The following is a 19,412-nucleotide window of genomic DNA, read 5'->3' as shown; positions in this document are numbered from 1 at the left end:
CGAGGCGACGACGCTATATGGGGATCAATTCGCCGAAAACAGCAAGAACAATATGAGAACTTCTAGTCTGCTGCGGGCGCCCACGACGTTTCCGGTCGCCGATAGCGTTCGCCGGGGCCGACCATCACGCCGTTGGCGTTGGCGACGCCCAGTTCCAGACTTTCGGCTATGCGGCGGGCGCGGACGATGAAGTGTTCGGCGGCGACGGGCGGGCACAGTTCATGCGCGGTCGCCTCGAACAGTTTCAGCCATTGGTCGAAGTGGCGGGCGTCGATCGGCAGGGGCAGGTGTTTGGGCATTGGCCGCCCCTGATAGACGCCGGTCGACAGGGCGACAGACGACCAGAACAGCTTCATCTGCGCCAGGTGTGGGCCCCAGTCGTCGATGCGCTCGGCGAAGATGGGACCGATGAAATCATCCTCGCGCACCTTGGCGTAGAAGCCTTCGACCAGAGCGTCGATCATGGCCTCGTCGATGCCGGTCTCGGCGCGGATGCGGGCCACGGCCGCTTCTCGGCGGGCGGCGGCCTCGGCCCGGTCCGGCGCGGGACGGTCGATGCGGAAGGCGAGGGTGCGCTCGGGCGTGTCCATGTCCGCCAACATAGGAAGCGACGCCTGCAAAGGCCATGATGCGGATTGTCCAAGGCGGCGTCTCGCATCAGCACGTGTAAGCGGAGCCGCAGTTTTGGGGTTGCGTTACGAAACGTCCGTCCCCATCCTTCACTCAGCCAACGCATCAGTGAGGAGGCACGACGATCATGATCAGCACCCTGGAAATCGGTTTCGCCCTTTCCATGCCGCTGCTCGCGCTCGCCTATGTCCTTACTCAACCCAAGCCCAAACCGGTCCGCATCCGCACTCGTGACGCTCAACGGCGTCGCGGCCCGCACGCCTGACGGCAGAGGCCTCTTCGACAATCTGACGCTCGCCTTCGGGCGCGAACGCACGGCCGTCGTGGGTCGTAACGGCGTGGGCAAGACCACGCTGCTGCGCCTGATCGCCGGTCTGGCTGAGCCCGCCGAGGGCGCGATCACGCGCGTCGGAAGCATCGGCTGGCTGGTGCAGGCCCCGACCCCTGCCGACAGCGAGACCATCGCCGATACGCTGGGCGTCAGAGAGCCTTTGGCGATTCTGCATCGCGTGCTGGCGGGCGATGGCTCGCTGGACGACATGGCCGAGGCGGACTGGACGCTGGAAAAGCGGATGCAGACAGCTCTTGCCGAGGTCGGTCTGGCCGATCTGACGCTGGATCATCGCACGGCGGATCTCAGCGGCGGCGAACAGACGCGCCTGCGGCTGGCGGGGCTGAAACTGGCGGCGCCGGACCTGCTGGTGCTGGACGAGCCGACCAATCATCTGGACGCCGAAGCCCGCGCCATGATCGCCGATGTCGTGGCCGACTGGCCGGGCGGGGTGGTGCTGGTCAGTCACGACCGCGCCCTGTTGCGCCGCGTGGATCGCATCGTGGAACTGTCCAGCCTGGGCGCGCGGGTGCATGGCGGCGGCTGGGATCTCTATGTCGAGCGCCGCGACGCCGAACGGGCCGCCGCTGAACGAGACCTGGAACAGGCCGAGCGCGCCGTCGGCCGGGTGCAGCGCGAAACCCAGGCGGCGCAGGAGCGTCAGGCCCGGCGCGATCGTGCAGGCAAGGCGGCGCGCGCCAACAGCTCCGATCCCAAAATCCTGCTCGACGCCCAGGCCCAACGCGCCGAGGAGAGCGGTGCGCGCGGCCAGCGTCTGGCCGAACGCAAACGTCAGACGGTCGAGGCTGACCTGACTCAGGCGCGTGAGCGCGTCGAGCAGGTGCGGCAACTGGCGCTGGCCATACCCGCGACGGGTCTGCCTGCAGGCCGGCTGGTGCTGAATCTGAATGAGACGGTTGTGACCGTCGAGGACGACCGTCGCCTGCTGGGTCCGATCTCACTGCGTCTGACGGGGCCTGAGCGCCTCGCCGTCGTCGGCCCCAATGGTGCAGGCAAGACGACCCTGTTGAAGCTGATCGCGGGGCTGATCCAGCCATCAGCAGGGGCGATTGAACTGCCAGTGCGCGCCGCCCTGCTGGATCAGCAGGCGGCGATGCTGAGGCCTGGCGAAACGCTCGTCGAAGGCTGGCTGCGGCTGAACCCGCAGGGCACGCCCAATGCGGCGCGGGCGGCGTTGGCGCGTTTTCTGTTCCGCAATGTGCAGGCGGATCGGCGCGTCGGCGAACTGTCAGGAGGAGAGCGGCTGCGCGCGGCTCTGGCCTGCGTCATGACAGGCGCCCAGCCGCCGCAATTGCTGGTGCTGGACGAGCCCACCAATCATCTGGACATCGAGTCCGTCGAGGCGGTGGAGGCGGCGCTGTCGGCCTATGACGGCGCTCTGGTGGTGGTCAGCCACGACGCTGATTTCATTCACAACCTGCGCGTTGACCGCACCATCGTTCTGAAGTCAGGTCAGCTCCAGCCTTCGACCACGCCCTGACGGCGTCCACGGATCGCAGGAGCGTTCAGAACAGTGCGCGGCTCGGCCTCGGCGCGGCCGAACAGCCAGCCCTGACCGTGGGTGACGCCCAGATCGCGCAGGGCGTCGGCCACCTGATCCGTCTCGATCATCTCGGCGATGGTCTCCAGCTCCAGCGAGCCGCACAGCTCGACCAAATGGGCGACGAGGGTGCGGGTGCGGGCGTCGATGTCGATGTCGCGCACCAGACCGCCGTCGATCTTCACCGCATCGACCGACAGGCCGCGCAGATAGTCGAAGGAGGCCGAACCGGCGCCGAAGTCGTCGATGCAGACCTTGATCCCCGCCTTGCGCAGGGCGCCCAGACGCCGGTCGGCGGCGGCCAGATCAGCCAGTGCGGCGGTTTCCGTCACCTCGACCATGAGGCGCCGACGATCCTCGGGCGCCGAGGCGGTCATCTTCATTAGGGCGGCGACATAGGCGTCGCTCGCCAGTGAGGCGCCCGACACATTGACAGCGATCTTCAACAGGCCCCCGCCCGGTTCGCGCAGCCGTCGGACGGCCTTTTCCGCCACGACCAGATCGAAGCCGTCGATCAGGGCCAGTTCCTCGGCCATGCGGATGGCGGCGGCGGGCCCAGACCCCTTGCCGAAGCGCGCCAGGGCCTCGAAATGGTGCACGGCCCGCGTCTTCAGGTCGACGATCGGCTGATAGTAGAGGGCGAACTCCCGGTCGCGCACGATGCTGCGGAAGCGGTCAGCATCCTTCAGCGTCCGTTGCAGGGAATCGGCGAAGGACAGTTCCGGCTGCTCCAGACCGCCCTCCTTCAGACACCCCTCAATGGCGAAACGCATGGCCCGCAGGGCCGAGGCGGCATCTTCGCCCAGACTGGCCTGACTGGCGACAGCCGATAGAACCAGACCTTCCGCCTGCCCGGCCATACGCATCTCATCGGCCAGGTCGCGTTGATCGTCCGCCTTGCGGATCAGGGCGTAGCGATCCGGGGTCAGCCGCCCCGCGCTGGCGCCGTCGTGCGAGGCGGCGCTGAGGGTGGCCCCTATGCGGTTATGGACCCGTTCCAGCGTGGTCGCATCGACGCCCTGCAGGCCGTTCACATCAATGAAGGCCAGCGCCAGCCGCTGCAGGGCGCCTGCGTCGCCGCCCGACAGGCTGGCGCGAGCATGGTTCAGAAACCCTTCGGCGTCCGGCGGCGCAGCCCCGATCTGAACAGGCTCCACGCCGACCGCGAAAGGCTCGCCCTCATAGGACAGGGCGCACGACCGCGCCGGGGCGATGTCGGGCAGGGCGAAGGCGCGCAGGGTCGCCCGACGCATCCGGCCGTCGCCGCAATCCACCAGAACCTCGGTTGCAGGGCTGCGCTGTCCGGGGTTCAAACCATCCAGCAGGGCTTGCAGCGCTGCGGCGCTGTTGATGGACAGGCGCTCGCTGAAGGGGTGGCCGACCCATGCCGCCGTCTGCTGTCCCGCCACGGCGCCGGACCCCAGCGCAAAGCGCACCACGCCCTGCTGATCCACTTCGATCAGGGCGTCGGCGGCGGCGAAGGCCAGTCCAAGCAGGCGAGGGGTCAGGGTCATGCCGAAGCCATAGGACGCGGGCTGTTAAGGAAAGGCGACGGCGAGCGTCAGGCCGTGCGGTTCAGCGCCACCGCGCGGCCGTCGCCCTGCATGGCCTGACCCGAGGCGCCATAGCCGACGCCCTGCGCGCGGGCGCCCGCCACCTCGGCGGCGATGGTGCGCACCAGTCCCTCAGAAATCTGACGGGCCGCCTCCACGGTCACGGCATGTTCGGCCAGGACCGTTTCAAAGACCTCGGTCGCCTCGATCAGGGCGTGCCGGTCAGCCTCAGGCGCGGCGGCGATGGCGGCGGGATTGGCCTTTACCTGTGCGGACTCACGCCGATAGAGGTTGGCCATCTCCTGAGTCTGGGCCATGCCTTCGTTCAGGTCCTGGGCGCGGTGAGCGCGTAAGGCGTCCATTTCCAGCGACAGTCGATCCGTCAGGTCGCGGGTCAGACGCGTCAGATGCTGCACGCGTAGGGCGGCGGTCTCGACATCGGCGGTCATGCGCCTTGCTCCTGCATCTTGATCATCTGGGCCAGAACGCTGTCGGCCAGGCCGACGCCGCCGGCCTTGACGGTCTGCTGCGCCATCGCGTCCACCAGAAAGCCGCGCCAGGCAGCCTCGCCCGCGCCGCCGCCGAAGGGCGCCTCGGTGCTCAGCCCCTCGAACATCGGCTTCATCATCTGCGACAGGAAGCTGGCCTCGAAGGCTTCGGCGGTGCGACGCATGTCCTCAAGGTTTTTCGGTTGGCCAGGAAGAGCCGAGGCGGGATCGCGCAACAGGTCTGGAGAGGCGGCGAGGGGGCTCATCAGATCACCTCGATTTCGGCCTGGAGGGCGCCGGCGGCCTTGATGGCCTGCAATATGCTGATCATGTCGCGCGGACTGACGCCCAGCGCATTCAGGCCGTTGACCAGGGTCGACAGCGAGGTGGAACCGCCCACCAGTCGCATTTCACGACCTGCGTCTTCGCTGATGCTGACATCCGACTGCGGCACCACGACAGTCTGGCCGCCACGGCTGAACGGCTCAGGCTGGCTGACCATCGGCGTTTCCTGCACCGACACGGTCAGATTCCCCTGCGCCACGGCGACGGTGGAGATACGCACGGCCTCGCCCATGACGATGACGCCGTTGACCTCGTCGATGATGACCCTGGCTGGGGAATCGATCTGGACCGGCAGATTCTCGACCCGGCTCAAAAAGCCCGCCATGCCGAAGCTCTGGGGCGCGCGGATGGCGACGACCGTTCCGTTCTCGGCGAAGGCGGTCTGGGGATAGGTCTGGTTGATGGCGGCGGCGATGCGCTGGGCCGTGGTGAAGTCGGGGTTGCGCAGGGTCAGCCGCACCGAGGGCATGGACGCCAGGTCAAAACCGGTCTCGCGTTCGACCACCCCGCCCGAGGCGATGCGGCCCGCCGTGGGCACGCCGCGCGTGATCGACGACCCGGACGAACCCGAGGCCGAAACTGCGCCGGTCTGGACCGCCCCCTGCGACACGGCGTAGACCTCGCCGTCAGCGCCTTGCAGGGCCGTGACCAGCAGGGTGCCGCCCAACAGGCTTTTGGCGTCGCCCATCGCCGAGACGCTGACGTCCAGTCGCGAGCCCGGCGTAGCAAAGGGCGGCAGTTCGGCCGTGACCATGACCGCCGCCACATTCTTGGTGTTCAGGTTGGCGCCCCGGATGTTGACGCCCTGACGCTCCATCATCCCCTCCAGCGACTGGCGGGTGAAGGGCGAGTTGCGGACGCTGTCGCCGGTGCCGTTCAGGCCCACCACCAGTCCATAGCCGACCAGCTGGTTCGAGCGGACGCCCTCGATCGAGACGATGTCCTTGATGCGCGACTGGGCCTCCGCCGCGCCGGGCGCGACGGTAAGGGCGACGGCCGCAACGGCCGGGGCGATAAGGGCGGTAAGCAACTTCTGCATGCGACGGACGTCCCTGCGTGAGCGTTCGCCATTAACCATGCGAGGATCGTGCCGCTTGAAAACATAAGCAATTACAATGATTGTCGGCTTTTTCTCCGGCGCCTGCGGGCAGGATTTGCCTAGCCGTTAACCAAGAGTTCAGCCCCTGCCGTCAAGGTGGAGGCGTAGAAGGAGACGTCTTGCATGAAGGTCACCGGACCCTTGGGCGCCGCTTCAACGCCGACCGCCCGTCCTGCGGCGCGCGCCGCAGGCGGTTTCGCCCTTCCGAGCACGGGGGGCGCGGCCGCCTCAGCGCAGGCAGGCGCGACATCCTCCGCCTCGGGCGTGGCTGGCGCCGCAGCCCTGATGGCCCTGCAGGGCGTTGAGGATCCGACCGAGCGTCGGCGCCGCGCCATCCGTCGCGGTTCCGGCCTGCTGGACCGTCTGGACGAACTGAAGCTGGCCCTGCTGGGCGGTCAGGACGGCGGGGCGGCTTTGAGCCGTCTGGCCCGCGATATCGGTGAACAGCGTGACGAAGAGGCCGAACCCGGCCTGACCGCCGTGCTGGACCAGATCGACCTGCGCGCCTCGGTGGAGCTGGCGAAGGCGGAAATGAGCCGCATTCGCGCCTAAAGGCGACGAAACTTCAGTCCTCTACGCCCCGACGCCGGATTTGTGAGGATAATTCGTCACACTTCCCCAGCGTCAATGCAGCTTAGCCATATCACGGAAACGCGAACGCCATTGCCGCGACTCTTGCCCTTGCCTATACGGCCCATGCGCCGCAGGGGGGCGCGATAGAGAAACGAGTGTGAGTGCGATGACCGCATTGGCCTCTGTAGTGTCTGGGGACACGGCCGTTTATCGGCCGACGGACGACGAACCGTTCATGAACGAGCGGCAGGTCGCCTATTTCAAGAACAAGCTCCTGGCATGGAAGGACGATATCCTTCGAGAATCGAAGGGTACGGTCACCAATCTGAAAGCCGAGACCGAAAACCACCCCGACCTGGTGGACCGGGCCTCGTCGGAATCGGATCGCGCGCTGGAACTTCGGACCCGTGACCGTCAGCGCAAGCTGATTTCCAAGATCGACGAGGCTCTGCGCCGGATCGAAGACGGCTCCTACGGCTATTGCGAAGACACCGGCGAACCGATCGGCCTGGGTCGCCTTGAGGCCCGCCCGACGGCCACCCTGTCGGTCGAGGCTCAGGAACGGCACGAACGCCGCGAGCGCGTCCACCGCGACGACTGACGTCTTTACGGGCGGTTCGGCTTGACTTGAGCGGACGGCGGCGCGACCAAGCCGCCTTCCTATCGAGGTCGTTGATCCCCCATGTCCGTCAAGGTTCGTTTCGCTCCGTCTCCCACGGGTAAGCTGCACGTCGGCAATGTCCGCACGGCTTTAGTGAACTGGCTGTTCGCGAAAGGGCAGGGCGGTTCATTCGTGCTGCGTATCGACGACACCGACCTGGCCCGCTCGACGCAGGAATACGAGGACGGCATCGAGGCCGACCTGACCTGGTTGGGCCTGACCTGGGACGAGCGTTACAACCAGTCCAAGCGGTTCGACCGCTATGAAGAGGCCTCTGCGCGCCTGAAGGCGGCGGGGCGTCTTTACCCCTGCTATGAAACGGCCGACGAACTGGACCGCCGCCGCAAGGTGCAGCTGTCGCGCGGCCAGCCGCCGATCTATGACCGCGCATCCCTGTCGCTGACCGACGCCGAGAAGGTCGCCTTTGAGGCCGAGGGACGCCGTCCGCACTGGCGCTTCAAGCTGGAAGGCAAGCGCGTCGCCTGGGAAGACCTGGCGCGCGGCCACGCCGAGGTGGACACCGCCTCCATGTCCGACCCGGTTCTGATCCGCGAGGACGGCCTGTTCCTCTACACCCTGCCATCGGTCGTCGATGACATCGACATGGACATCACCCACATCATCCGGGGCGAGGACCACGTCACCAACACCGGCGCCCAGATCGAGATCTTCGAGGCGCTGGGGGCCAAGGTTCCCGGCTTCGCCCACATGCCGCTGCTGGTCGGCGCCGACGGCACGGCCCTGTCAAAGCGTTTGGGTTCGCTGGCCATCATGGACATGCGCGCCGACGGCTATGAGCCGATCGCCATCACCAGCCACCTGGGCAAGATCGGCACCTCCGACAATCTGGAAGTCGCCGCCTCGCTGGAAGACCTCGGCGCCGCCTTCGCCTTCTCCAAGATGGGCCGCTCGCCCGCGCGCTACGACACGGCTGATCTGGACCGTCTGAACGCCCAGGCGGTTCACGCCATCGACTACGCCGAGGCCAAACCGCGCCTGGAGGCTCTGGGCGTCGACCTGGGCGAGACCTTCTGGAACACGGTGAAGGGCAACCTCAACAGGTTCGGCGATGTCGTCGATATGGCGAAGATCGTCACGGGGCCGGTCACGCCGGTGATCGAAGACGCCGCCTTCGCCGCCGCCGCTCTTGAACTACTGCCGGACACCATCGACGCCGACGCCTGGTCGGCCTGGACCTCGGCGGTGAAGGACAAGACCGGCGCCAAGGGCAAGGGCCTGTTCATGCCGCTGCGTCTGGCCCTGACCGGGCAGGCCCATGGGCCCGACATGGCCGCCATGATCCCGCTGATCGGCCGAGACCGCTTGGTTCAACGGCTCAAGGGCGAGGCCGCCTGAGGCTTCGCCTCACGGAAACAAGAAAGGCCGCCTTCGTCGTGAAGGCGGCCCTTTTCGTTCAGGATTGAAGCTGGATCAGCCCGCGTTGCAGGCGACGATCTCGTCTTCGTTCAGGCTCTGGCCCTTGTAGGTGAAGCTGGTCACCGGGCCGAGCTTGGCGACTGCGCGGCGGCAGGCGCGCGTCGCCGGCTGGCTGGAGCCTCCCGTGGCGGTGCAGGCGTCGCCTTCACAACGCCAGGTCGCGCCGTCGACAATGACGCGACCCGAAGGCGCGCTGGCGGCGTCGGCCAGGGTGGCGCTGGTAACCGGCGCCTGGGCGAATGCGGGAGCGGCCGCGAACAGGGCGGCGGCGGCGAGAAGAGCACGCATGGACAGTCTCCGATAAAGGTAGGGCGCACGCCCAGCAACGCCATAGACCGTTGTTCAAGAAAACTGTCAATCCAACTTCTCGCCCGACGGACCAGCGTTACTGACGCACGTTTACTTACCGGCGATCATGTTGCAAGTGGGGCGTGTCCTGCGCTGATTTCATGGCCTCGATCGCGCCCTCTACCGAATCCACGCGGACATAGGCGTCCAGGAAGCTGCGCGGCGTCATGCCCTTTTCGACCGTGTGTTCGATCAGGGTGAAGAAGCCGTCCCAAAAGCCGTCCAGATTCAAGAAGATGACCGGTTTGGCGTGCAGGTCCAGCCGCTTCCACGACAGCAGCTCCACCACTTCCTCCAGCGTGCCGACGCCGCCGGGCGCGACGACGAAGACGTCGGACTCGTCATACATTAGCTGTTTGCGCTCATGCATGGAGGTGACGACGATCGTCTCCACATCGTCGAACAGGCGCTCGCGGCTGCGCAGGAAGGCGGGCATGATGCCCACGACGCGACCACCTGCCGCATGGGCGGCGCGGGCCGAGGCGCCCATCAGCCCCACGCCGCCGCCGCCATAAACGAAGCGCCAGCCCGCCTCGGCCGTCGCCTTGCCGAAAGCCGCAGCGGCCTCGACATATTTGGGGTCCGTACCGTCGGACGAGCCGCAGAACAGGCAAACGGAGCGACCTTCGAAGGGGGCGATGTTGACGGGGGGCAGGGACATGGAGTGTCTGACGACCTTTACGGTTTAAGCTCCAGCACGAACCGGCTGGCCCGGATGAGGCTGCAACCTATAGTGATGCGGGGCGGGATGGAACGAGCGAAGGACGACAGGATGAGGGCGAGAGCTAGGGCGGCGTGGCGACGAGGCGGGCAGAAGCTGACTCTGGCGGCGTTTCTTAGCCTGACTGTCGCCGGTTGCGGCTCTCCGCCTCAGCCCCCTGAAGAGCCGAAACAGGCGGATCAGGAAAACTGGGCCGCCGCGCCGCACATCGACAAGGTGACTTTGCAAGGCTCGAGGCAAGGCTCCGGCGTGGTGGTCAGCGGTCAGGCGCCCCCGGGCGCGCGCGTCATTCTCAGCAACGCCCTGGGCGAGGCGATGGCTGCGGGCGCAGATTCGCACGGGCGCTTTGAACTGCCGGTCGGCAGGGAAGCGCTCGGCCATGTCCTGACGCCGGAAATCCAGATTGGCCAGACGCCGACGCCTGGGCCGGAACGGCTTTTTCTGGCCGGAGACGGCGCCATCGTAGCGGCCTTGCTGATTGACGGCGGCCCCAGCCGTCGACTGACGGACGGTCCTGCTCTGGACGCCGTGGACGGCGATGGTCGCGCCTTGCTGGCATCCGGCCGCGCCAAGCCCGGCCAGCGCGTCGAGGTGAAGAGCGAAGGCGAAACAGCCGTCGCCGTGGCGGACGAAGCGGGCTTATGGACCACGCCCCTGTCTCGAGTCAGCGATCGGGCGGTGCAGATCGAGGTCGCGGGCGAGCGTTACGCCTATCCCGGACCGGGCCCCGCGACGGGACGGGCGGAACGCGCAGGACAGGGATGGAGGGTCACGCGCGCCCTGTCGGACGCCGCGCGCCAGACCAGCTGGTTCCCCGATATTCCTGGCTCCACGGCATCGCCCGAAACGTCGTTAACGCCACATTAACCAAACCGGTTGATCTACGGATTGTCTTCTTTTTCGGAGGACACCCACCATCACCGAATGACTTCAAGCCCGGCGCCTGGCGTCGGGCTCTCTTTTTGACGTCATGAGGCCGAGTAATCGACCAACAGCCGCGCCAGCAGCCGAGCGACGACCTGGCGTCCGGCGTCGTCGTCCTGTCCCAGCATATCGCGCAGAGGATCGCCGATCAGAGCGTCGCCGAATGCGCTCAGGGCGATGAAGAGGACGGCCGAGCCGATAATATCATCCGCCTGTCCGCCGCTTGCCCCGATCTTTTCCTTGATGGCCGCGACCAGGTTCTGCACCGCCGCCCGCACAGGTTCGAGATGAGACAGATCCCCCGACATGGCGATCCAGGCGGCGAGGCGTCCGGCGCCGCCGGTCGAGAAGGCGGTGAATACGGCGTTGACCACCTCAAGCGGCGCGCCGTCATCGGTTCTCAACCGGATGATCGCCGCATCCAGGGCATCGCTCAGATCAGCGGTCATCGAGGCCATCAACGCCGATTGCAGCCCGGCCGCAGATCCGAAATGGTGGATCAGATTAGCATGGGTGACGCCGATCTCGCCTGCGACAGAGGTCAGGGTGACGGCGTTCGGCCCGCGAGCCAGCAACAGATCGCGCGCCGAGGCCAAGGCCTCGCGACGTGCTTCTTCGGGCGAACGGCGACGGCGCCTAGGCTTGTCTGCGACGGAAGGGGGCATCGGTGAAAATATGGTTTATGCGATGATTTGTCTTACGGGCCGCCTGATCAGACTGCAAGGTTCGCGAATCGCGGCTCCGGCCCGGCTTTAGTCCCCCCGCGCGGGTTGCGGTGCGCCTTCTGGGCGGCCTAACTAAGGGCGGGGCGAGTAAGAGGCGATGAACGGCATGAAGGCGCAGTGGATCGGACCGGGACTGGCGGCGGCGCTTGTGCTTCTGGGCGCCTGCGGGCGACAGGACGAACCGCAGGCCGACGCCGTGCGTGAACCGACTCCGCGCGTTCCGACCGCCCTGCCTGACGTCAAGGAAAGTCCGACTCTGGCGGCGATCCGCCAGCGCGGCCGCCTGAACTGCGGCGTGCACGAAGGCCTGGTGGGGTTCGCCTATACCGACAACCGGGGCGCCTGGCGGGGCTTCGATGTCGATTTCTGCCGGGCTACGGCGGCGGCCATCTTCGGCGACCCGGACGCGGTGCGCTTCGTGCCGCTGACGACGGAACAGCGATTTGAGGCTGTCCGCGCCGGTCGGGTGGACGTGTTGTGGCGCAACACCTCCTGGACCATGAGCCGCGACACGGCGGCGGGCCTCAGCTTCGCCGGTGTCAATTACTACGACGGCCAGGGCTTCATGGTCCGCCGCTCGCTAAACCTGACCAGCGCGGCCGAGTTGAACGGTGCGCGTATCTGCGTCCAGTCCGGTTCAACGACCGAGTTGAACGTCGAAGACTATTTCCGTCGCAGGGGCATTGAATACCGACCGGTCGTCGTCGCCACCGAAGGGGAGGCGCGTCAGGCCTATGCGCGCGAGGCGTGCGACGCCTTCACCGCCGACATCTCGGCCCTGGCAGCCGCCCGCACGACCCTGCCCAACCCTCAGCAGCACATGATCCTGCCCGACGTGATCTCCAAGGAGCCGCTGGGTCCGGTCGTGCGCAATGGCGACGATCGGTGGCTGGCGGTGATCCGCTGGACGCTGAACGCTCTGATCCTGGCCGAGGAACTGGGCGTAACCCGCGACAATGCGGCTGATCTGGCCAAGAATTCTGCAGACCCCAGGGTCCGACGCCTGCTTGGCGTAGAAGGTGATTTCGGGCCCAGCGTCGATCTGCCGCGGACATGGGCGCTGGATGCGATCACAGTGAGCGGAAATTACGGCGAGATATTCAATCGAAACCTGGGCGAACAGTCATCGCTTGATCTCGATCGGGGACTGAATGCTCAATGGTCCTCTCGACCTAGCGGGTTGATCTACGGCCTTCCTGTCCGCTAGTCCAAGCAGGGGGGATCAGGGAAGGGACCGGATGGAGACTACAGCCAAGCGCGGACTGCCGCTTCACATGCTGATGCTGATCGGATTTCTGGTCGGCCTCATCGGCGGCCTCATCGTCAATCTGACCATCGGCGGCGATGTCGGCTGGGTTCAGTGGCTGACCTCCAACATTACAGGACCCGCAGGCCAGATATTCCTGCGCCTGCTGTTTATGCTGGTGCTGCCCCTGCTGTTCTCGGCTCTGGTCATCGGCGTGGCCGAGATGGGCGATCTGAAGGCCCTGGGGCGCGCGGGATCGCGCAGCCTGATCTACACCGTCGTGATTTCGGCAATGGCCGTGCTGATCGGCATGGTCATGGTCAATATCTTCAGGCCGGGCGATGGCGTTGATCCGGTCCTGGCCCAGCAGCTTCTGGATCAGGGGCGCGCCGGGGCGGCCTCCATCATCGGCAATGCGCCGACCTCGGTTCAGGCGGGCGACTTCTTCCTCGATCTGATCCCGTCGAACGTCTTCACGGCGGCGGCCGAGAACCAGATCCTGCCGGTCATGGTCTTCGCCCTCTTCTTCGGCGTGGGCCTGGTCATGGCCAAGAGCCCGGCCACAGATCGCCTGCAACAGACGATCGAAGGCCTGTTCGAGGTGATGATGAAGCTCATCAACCTCGTTATCCGCATCGCGCCCTTCGCCATCGCCTGCCTGATGTTCAATCTGGCGGCCCTGTTCGGGTGGGACCTGCTGATCCGGCTCGGCGCCTTCGTGGCCGTCGCCGTGGGCGCGATGGCGATCCATATGTTCGTCGTCTATCCGCTGGTGGTCTGGCTGATCGGCGGCATGTCGCCGGTGAAGTTTTTCCGCTCCATCCGTGAGGCGATGGTGGTGTCCTTCTCCACCGCCTCCTCGAACGCCAGCCTGCCGGTGTCGCTGCGCGTCGCCGAGCAGGAGCTGGGCCTGCCGCGCAAGATCGCCCGCTTCGTCCTGACCGTCGGCGCCACCGCCAACCAGAACGGCACCGCCCTGTTCGAAGGCGTGACGGTGCTGTTCCTGGCCCAGTTCTTCGGCGTCGACCTGACGCTGGGCCAGCAGGTTATCGTCATGCTGGTCTGTATTCTGGGCGGGGTCGGCACGGCAGGGGTTCCGGCGGGCAGTCTGCCGGTGATCGCCATGATCCTGGCGATGGTGGGCGTGCCGCCGGAGGGCATCGGCCTGATCCTGGGCGTCGACCGCTTCCTGGATATGTGCCGGACGTCGCTGAACGTCACCGGAGACCTGGTCATCGCCACTGTCGTTTCTCGCGGCGAAAAGGATGAAGACGAGCCGGATGCGCCGCCGCTGGCGACCGGCGCGGCCTAACCGACGGCGAGGGGCGCGTCCGGCCGCGCGCCCCATTCGGCCCACGACCCGTCATAGAGCCGCGACGGCCGCCCCAGCACGGCCAGCCCCAGCGTCAGGATCGCCGCCGTCACGCCCGAGCCGCAACTGGTGATGACAGGCTGCTTCAGATCGACGCCCCCCGCGCGAAAGGCGTCTTCCAGCGCCTGACCGTGTTTCAGCGTCCCGTCCGCATTCAGCAGATTGGCGAAGGGCAGGTTCAACGCCCCCGGCATATGGCCAGCGCGCACGCCGGGACGCGGTTCGGCCGCCTCGCCCCGAAAGCGGGCCGCCCCGCGCGCATCGACAACCTGAAGGCCCTCGGCCAGCGCGGCGCCGACCTGATCGAAATCCGCTACGGCATCGGCGTCGAACTGCGTCTCAAACCGCGCAGGAACAGGTCCTTCCGCCTCACCGCCTTCCAGTGGTCGATTCTCGGCCTTCCATTTCGGCAGGCCGCCATCCAGCACGCGCACGCGCTGAGCGCCCATCGTCCGTAGCGTCCACCAGACCCGCGCCGCCGAGAACAGCCCTTGGGCGTCATAGACCACGATGTCGTCCGCCTCGCTGACGCCCCTCGCTCCCATCGCCTCCGCGAAGGCGTCCGGTGAGGGCAGCATGTGCGGATAGGGGCTTTCCCGATCCGACACCGCGTCCAGATCGAAAAAGACGGCCCTCGGCAGCCGCTCGCGCTCGAAATCCGCGTGCGCGTCCCGTCCGTCCAGCCACCAGCTGGCGTCGATGATGCGCAGGTCCGGCTTGGTCATCTGCGCGGCGAGGGCTTCGGTCGAGATCAGGGGCGTGTTCATGGCGCCATGATTATCATGATCGCCCAAACAATCATGCTTTCAGGAGCGATGGTCAGGCTCTGAGTCGCCCGATAAGTTGCGCAAAAGCATCCGCGACGCCACCTGTCCGACTCAAAGTCGCGGCACAGGCCCGCGAACCGCCGTTGAAACCAGTCGAAAGCGCCGCCGTGACCTCTCCCAACGCCGTCATCACCCTGTCCGAAGGCCTCAAGAAACCCGTCGTCATCGGCGGCGGCGCCCGCATCGTCTTCATCGCCGGCCCTTGCCAGATGGAAAGCCGCCAGCACGCGCTGGAGACTGCCCATGCGCTGAAGGAAATCGGCGATCGGCTGAACCTCGGCATCATCTACAAGACCAGCTTCGACAAGGCGAACCGCACCAGCGCCAGCGCCGCGCGCGGCATCGGCCTGAAGGACGCCCTGCCGATCTTCGCCGAAATCCGTGAAGTCACCGGCCTGCCGACCCTGACCGACGTCCACTCCGAGGCCCAGTGCGCGGGCGTGGCCGAGGCTGTGGACGTGCTGCAGATCCCCGCCTTCCTGTCGCGTCAGACCGACCTGCTGCTGGCCGCCGCCGCCACGGGCAAGGCGATCAACATCAAGAAGGGTCAGTTCCTGGCCCCGTGGGACATGAAGAACGTCATCGCCAAGGTCACGGGCGCGGGCAACCCGAACGTCATGGCCTGCGAGCGCGGCGCCAGCTTCGGCTACAATACCCTGGTCAGTGATATGCGCGCCCTACCGATCCTGCGCGAGATCGGCTGCCCCGTCGTCTTCGATGCGACCCACAGCGTCCAGCAGCCGGGCGGGCAGGGGACGTCGTCTGGCGGCCAGCGCGAGTTCGTGCCGGTGCTGGCCCGCGCCGCCGTCTCGGTCGGCGTCGACGCTGTCTTCATGGAGACGCACGAAGACCCGGACAACGCCCCCTCGGACGGCCCCAATATGGTGCCGCTGGACCAGTTCGAGGCTCTGGCCGCCGAACTGATCGCCTTCGACGACCTGGCCATCAAGCTCGGCCACAAGGGGCCGATGGCGAAGACGGCGTGAATCCGCTAGTTCGGCGTCATGGCTGAACGTTCTCTTGATCTCGGCGCCCTGCAGTCCCTGCTGGAGCGCGTGCGCGACCTGAAGGTCGCCTGCGTCGGCGATCTGATGCTGGATCGCTATGTCTATGGCGAGGTCAGCCGCATCTCGCCCGAAGCGCCGATCCCTGTCCTGCGCGCGCGCCGCACCGTGGCCATGCCCGGCGGCGTGGGCAACGTCGCCCGCAACGTCGCGGCCCTGGGCGGCCTGGCCCGTCTGGGCGCCGTTGCGGGCGATGACGCGGCGGGCGCCGAGCTGGCCGATCTGATCGCGGCCGAGGACCGGATCGAGGACGCCCTGATCCGCCCCGAAGGCGCCGCCACCATCGTCAAGACGCGCTTCGTCGCCGCCGGCCAGCAGTTGCTGCGTCTGGACGACGAGGCCGCCTTCCATTCCAGCTATGCCGACAAGGCCGTGTTCCACGGCGCGGGCGCCATCCTGCTGTCCGACTACGCTAAGGGCGTGGTGGACGACGGCGTCATTCAGGCGGCGTTGTGGGCCGGGGCCGAATACGGCGCGCCGGTCATCGTCGATCCCAAAAGCCGCGACTTCGCCCGCTATGGCGCGGTGGATGTCATCAAGCCAAACGCCAGCGAACTGGCGGGCGCCACCGGCCTGCCGACCGAGACGGATGAACAGGTCGAGGCGGCGCTGGCCGCCCTGCTGGACGCCACCACGGCCAAGGCCGTCATCGTCACCCGCGCGGGCAAGGGCATGACGCTGGCGAAACGGGGCGGCGGCGTCACCCATTTCCCCGGCCGGGCGCGTGAAGTGTTCGACGTCTCGGGCGCAGGCGACACCTGCCTTGCCGCCCTGGGGCTGGCGTTGGGCGCGGGCGCGACGCTGGAGCAGGCGGTGCAGTTCGCCATCCTCGCCTCGGGTGTCGTGGTGGGCAAGAGCGGCACCGCCGTCGTCACGCCCGCCGAACTGATCGAGGCCGAGATGAGCCAGCACGCGGCGCTCGCCCAGTCCAAGGTCACGCCGCTGGACGAACTGGCCGATCAGGTCGAAACGTGGAAGCGTCAGGGCCTGAAGGTCGGCTTCACCAACGGCTGCTTCGACATCCTGCACCGCGGCCACGTCGCCTATCTGGCGCAGGCGCGCAGCTGGTGCGACCGGCTGGTGGTGGCGCTGAACACCGACGCCTCGGTGCGCCGCCTGAAGGGCGAGGGCCGCCCCGTCAACGATCTGGACAGCCGCGCCGCCGTCATCGGCGGCTTGGCCAGCGTGGATCGCGTCACCGCCTTCGACGATCCGACCCCCATCGCCCTGATCGAGCGTCTGAAGCCGGACGTCCTCATCAAGGGCTCGGACTACACCAAGGACAAGGTCGTCGGCGCCGCCGAGGTCGAGAGCTGGGGCGGCGAGGTCCGACTGGCCGATTTCGCCGACGGCTATTCCACGACCAAGACCATCGAGAAGATGACTGGAGAGCAAGCGTGACCCCGAGAATGATCGTCGTCACGGGCGGCGCGGGCTTCATCGGCTCCAACATCGTCGCCCGCCTGTGCGACAGCGGGGCCTGGGACGTGGTCGTCTGCGACCGGCTGGAGACGGCCGACCTCGCCAAGTGGAAGAACATCGCCAAACACCCCATCGCCGACCTGTGGGCGCCTGAAGAGCTGTTCGAGCAGCTTGAGCGTCACGCCGACCGCATCACGGCAGTGATCCACATGGGCGCCATCTCATCGACTACGGAGCCGGACGCCGACCTGATCCTGCGCACCAACTTCAGCCTGTCGCGCGACATCTGGGATTGGTGCGCAGTGCGCAATGTGCGGATGATCTATGCCTCCTCGGCCGCCACCTACGGCGACGGCGAGGCCGGGTTCGAGGATCGCGACGATCCTGAGAGCCTGAATGCGCTTCGTCCGCTAAACGCCTATGGCTATTCGAAATACTTGTTCGACCAATATGCGGTTCGCAAGGCCGATCGTGACGAGGCGCCGCCTCAGTGGGCTGGGCTGAAATTCTTCAACGTCTATGGTCCGAACGAGGGCCACAAGGGCGGGATGAAGTCGGTCGTGGCTCAGATCTGGCCCAAGGTTCAGGCGGGCGAAACGGTCAGCCTGTTCCGTTCGCACAACCCCAACTACCCCGACGGCGGCCAGTTGCGCGACTTCGTCTTCGTCGACGACGTGGTGAACATCATCTTGTGGCTGCTGGAGAACGAGGCTGTCTCGGGCGTGTTCAATGCCGGATCGGGTCAGGCGCGCTCCTTCGCCGATCTGGCGCGCGCGACCTTCGCGGCGGCGGGCAAGGAGCCGTCCATCGCCTATGTCGACATGCCCGAAGCGATCCGCGACCGCTATCAGTACTTCACCGAGGCCAGCATGGATCGCATCCGCGCCCTCGGCTACGGCGGCCAGTCGACCCCGCTGGAGGAAGGCGTGCGCCGCTACGTCCAGGACTTCCTGGCCCAGTCGGACCCGTACCGCTGATGCTGCCCCGGCTGACTGCGCGCCAGTGGGTCGGCTACACGGGCTTTGCGCTCGTCTTCATTCTGACGGCGGCGGTCGCCGTCTGGCGCGGCGATATCCTGCGATCCGGCCTCGATCCCCAGGTGCCATTCCAGACCTATCAGCCGCCGGCCAAGCCCGACTATGCGCAGGCTGACGCCTGGGCCCTGCTGGACGCCAGCACGCCGGCGGCCGGGCCCGCCCACGTCTTCTTCGTCCATTCCACCACCTATAACGGCGGCAAGGAGTGGAACGGGGCCATTGACGACGCCCGTGCCCTGGCTGGGCTGCGCGGCGCGGTCCTGCCCAACTACGCCGGGCCATTGGCCCTGGCCGGAGACGTCAGCGCGCCCCTGTATCGCCAGGCGAGCCTCTACACCCGCCTGACCCTGCGTGAAGACGCCCGAGAGGCGCGCGCCTTCGCCTATCAGGACATATCCGCTGCATTTGACGCCTGGCTGAAGCGTCATCCCGACGGCCCCATCATCCTGGCCGGGGTAGAGCAGGGGGCCGAACTGGCCGACCGCCTGCTGCATGAACGGATCGCGCCCGATCCCGCCCTGCGGTCGCGTCTGGCCGCCGCCTATCTGATGGAGCACCTGACTCCGACATCTCGTTTCACCGCCATTCCCCTGTGCAGCAGCCGCGAGCAGGCTGGCTGTGTCGTGACCTGGCGCTCGCTCGAGGAGAACAACGAGAGCGAGGCTCGACGCGCGCTGCGTCGCGCCCTGACGTGGGACGACCGGGGGGCTCTGGTGACGTTCGACGGCCTGGCCTCGGCCTGCGTCAATCCGGTCACGGGATCGGCAGGCGCCCCGCGCTCTGAAATGCGCGAAAGTCGCGGCGCCACCAACGCCACCAATCTGGAGTGGGGCGTACGTCCCGCCCTGCAACGCCGTATCGTAGCCGCCGAGTGCAGCGACGGAGTCCTGTGGCGATCGCGGCTGAGCTCAGAGTCCTTCCGACCGACTGGGGCCTGGGCCGAACAGCGCAAGATCCCGCCCTACAACCCCTTCTATGCCGACATTGAGGCGGATGCGTTGGCCCGTCTGTCGGCATGGTCAGCGCTGCATCCGTCGTAAGCGAGCGT

The 19,412-nt window shown here is 66.9% G+C and carries 21 protein-coding genes; 12 read left to right on the top strand and 9 right to left on the bottom strand.

The features are described 5' to 3' along the window. Positions 1-62: 62 nt before the first annotated feature. Positions 63-602: a group III truncated hemoglobin gene (locus D1604_RS02235; protein ID WP_199683632.1), complete on the bottom strand. Its 540-nt coding sequence runs from the start codon at positions 600-602 to the stop codon at positions 63-65. A 155-nt stretch (positions 603-757) separates the two neighbouring features. Between D1604_RS02235 and D1604_RS15710 the strand changes: the two genes are divergently transcribed. Then, complete coding sequence (locus tag D1604_RS15710; protein ID WP_155802393.1) at positions 758-895, top strand: hypothetical protein; 138 nt, start codon at positions 758-760, stop codon at positions 893-895. Continuing rightward, a complete protein-coding gene (locus tag D1604_RS02230; RefSeq protein WP_119412008.1) occupies positions 861-2,462 on the top strand; it encodes an ABC-F family ATP-binding cassette domain-containing protein in 1,602 nt (533 codons plus the stop codon). The genes D1604_RS15710 and D1604_RS02230 overlap by 35 nt, the downstream gene beginning before the upstream one ends. Here D1604_RS02230 and D1604_RS02225 read toward each other — a convergent pair. Genes D1604_RS02225 through D1604_RS02210 form a run of 4 tightly spaced genes read right to left on the bottom strand, consistent with a single transcriptional unit; the run spans position 2,435 to position 5,947 of the window. Then, on the bottom strand, positions 2,435-4,036 hold the full coding sequence (locus tag D1604_RS02225) for an EAL domain-containing protein (RefSeq protein ID WP_119412007.1): 1,602 nt from the start codon (positions 4,034-4,036) through the stop codon (positions 2,435-2,437). The genes D1604_RS02230 and D1604_RS02225 overlap by 28 nt on opposite strands. A 47-nt stretch (positions 4,037-4,083) precedes the next feature. Beyond that, on the bottom strand, positions 4,084-4,524 hold the full coding sequence (locus D1604_RS02220; RefSeq protein ID WP_119412006.1) for a flagellar basal-body protein FlbY: 441 nt from the start codon (positions 4,522-4,524) through the stop codon (positions 4,084-4,086). After that, positions 4,521-4,829, bottom strand: a complete 309-nt coding sequence (locus D1604_RS02215) for a rod-binding protein (RefSeq protein ID WP_119412005.1) — start codon at positions 4,827-4,829, stop codon at positions 4,521-4,523. Before D1604_RS02215 ends, D1604_RS02220 begins: the two co-directional genes overlap by 4 nt. Beyond that, positions 4,829-5,947 (bottom strand): flagellar basal body P-ring protein FlgI, encoded by a 1,119-nt coding sequence (locus D1604_RS02210; RefSeq protein ID WP_119412004.1) that lies wholly within the window; start codon positions 5,945-5,947, stop codon positions 4,829-4,831. The genes D1604_RS02215 and D1604_RS02210 overlap by 1 nt, the downstream gene beginning before the upstream one ends. 183 nt (positions 5,948-6,130) lie before the next feature. Between D1604_RS02210 and D1604_RS02205 the strand changes: the two genes are divergently transcribed. From D1604_RS02205 to gltX, 3 genes are all read left to right on the top strand, one after another. After that, the gene (locus D1604_RS02205) at positions 6,131-6,559 is read left to right on the top strand and encodes a flagellar assembly protein FliX (protein WP_119412003.1); all 429 of its coding nucleotides are present in this window, start codon (positions 6,131-6,133) and stop codon (positions 6,557-6,559) included. A gap of 187 nt (positions 6,560-6,746) precedes the next feature. Then, positions 6,747-7,181: an RNA polymerase-binding protein DksA gene (dksA, locus tag D1604_RS02200; protein WP_081650853.1), complete on the top strand. Its 435-nt coding sequence runs from the start codon at positions 6,747-6,749 to the stop codon at positions 7,179-7,181. Between the two features lie 81 nt (positions 7,182-7,262). Then, the gene (gltX, locus tag D1604_RS02195; protein WP_119412002.1) at positions 7,263-8,597 is read left to right on the top strand and encodes a glutamate--tRNA ligase; all 1,335 of its coding nucleotides are present in this window, start codon (positions 7,263-7,265) and stop codon (positions 8,595-8,597) included. 75 nt (positions 8,598-8,672) lie between these two features. On the opposite strand, the gene D1604_RS02190 is transcribed toward gltX, so the two are convergent. Further along, a complete protein-coding gene (locus D1604_RS02190) occupies positions 8,673-8,966 on the bottom strand; it encodes a CC_3452 family protein (protein WP_119412001.1) in 294 nt (97 codons plus the stop codon). A gap of 115 nt (positions 8,967-9,081) precedes the next feature. Further along, complete coding sequence (locus tag D1604_RS02185; RefSeq protein WP_119412000.1) at positions 9,082-9,687, bottom strand: TIGR00730 family Rossman fold protein; 606 nt, start codon at positions 9,685-9,687, stop codon at positions 9,082-9,084. A gap of 111 nt (positions 9,688-9,798) precedes the next feature. Here D1604_RS02185 and D1604_RS02180 point away from each other — a divergent pair, with 111 nt between their 5' ends. After that, the gene (locus D1604_RS02180) at positions 9,799-10,614 is read left to right on the top strand and encodes a hypothetical protein (RefSeq protein ID WP_233551814.1); all 816 of its coding nucleotides are present in this window, start codon (positions 9,799-9,801) and stop codon (positions 10,612-10,614) included. A gap of 101 nt (positions 10,615-10,715) precedes the next feature. Here D1604_RS02180 and D1604_RS02175 read toward each other — a convergent pair whose 3' ends face one another. Further along, positions 10,716-11,267 carry a TetR/AcrR family transcriptional regulator gene (locus tag D1604_RS02175; protein ID WP_003169749.1) on the bottom strand — a complete coding sequence of 184 codons (552 nt, stop codon included), beginning with the start codon at positions 11,265-11,267 and terminating at the stop codon, positions 10,716-10,718. Between the two features lie 226 nt (positions 11,268-11,493). On the opposite strand from D1604_RS02175, the gene D1604_RS02170 reads away from it, so the two are divergent. Beyond that, positions 11,494-12,603, top strand: coding sequence for an amino acid ABC transporter substrate-binding protein (locus D1604_RS02170; RefSeq protein WP_024352773.1), 1,110 nt, complete (start codon positions 11,494-11,496; stop codon positions 12,601-12,603). 31 nt (positions 12,604-12,634) lie between these two features. Beyond that, on the top strand, positions 12,635-13,954 hold the full coding sequence (locus D1604_RS02165; RefSeq protein ID WP_119411998.1) for a dicarboxylate/amino acid:cation symporter: 1,320 nt from the start codon (positions 12,635-12,637) through the stop codon (positions 13,952-13,954). On the opposite strand, the gene sseA is transcribed toward D1604_RS02165, so the two are convergent. Beyond that, the gene (gene sseA / locus D1604_RS02160) at positions 13,951-14,781 is read right to left on the bottom strand and encodes a 3-mercaptopyruvate sulfurtransferase (protein ID WP_119412419.1); all 831 of its coding nucleotides are present in this window, start codon (positions 14,779-14,781) and stop codon (positions 13,951-13,953) included. The two genes, D1604_RS02165 and sseA, sit on opposite strands and share 4 nt — an antisense overlap. A 143-nt stretch (positions 14,782-14,924) precedes the next feature. On the opposite strand from sseA, the gene kdsA reads away from it, so the two are divergent. From kdsA to D1604_RS02140, 4 genes are read left to right on the top strand one after another with little or no spacing between them, the layout of a single operon-like run. Next, positions 14,925-15,827, top strand: a complete 903-nt coding sequence (kdsA, locus tag D1604_RS02155; RefSeq protein WP_373561199.1) for a 3-deoxy-8-phosphooctulonate synthase — start codon at positions 14,925-14,927, stop codon at positions 15,825-15,827. Between the two features lie 18 nt (positions 15,828-15,845). Continuing rightward, positions 15,846-17,306: a D-glycero-beta-D-manno-heptose 1-phosphate adenylyltransferase gene (gene rfaE2 / locus D1604_RS02150; RefSeq protein WP_119411997.1), complete on the top strand. Its 1,461-nt coding sequence runs from the start codon at positions 15,846-15,848 to the stop codon at positions 17,304-17,306. Positions 17,307-17,314: 8 nt separating this feature from the next. After that, complete coding sequence (gene rfaD, locus D1604_RS02145; RefSeq protein WP_119411996.1) at positions 17,315-18,304, top strand: ADP-glyceromanno-heptose 6-epimerase; 990 nt, start codon at positions 17,315-17,317, stop codon at positions 18,302-18,304. Then, on the top strand, positions 18,304-19,404 hold the full coding sequence (locus D1604_RS02140; protein ID WP_119411995.1) for a DUF3089 domain-containing protein: 1,101 nt from the start codon (positions 18,304-18,306) through the stop codon (positions 19,402-19,404). Before rfaD ends, D1604_RS02140 begins: the two co-directional genes overlap by 1 nt. Positions 19,405-19,412 lie beyond the last annotated feature (8 nt).

Origin of the sequence: Brevundimonas sp. LPMIX5 (assembly GCF_003576505.1) — a bacterium.
Taxonomy (GTDB): Bacteria; Pseudomonadota; Alphaproteobacteria; order Caulobacterales; family Caulobacteraceae; genus Brevundimonas; species Brevundimonas naejangsanensis.
The sequence above is the reverse complement of the archived record's forward strand: the minus strand, read 5'-3'. Positions and strand labels throughout refer to the sequence as shown.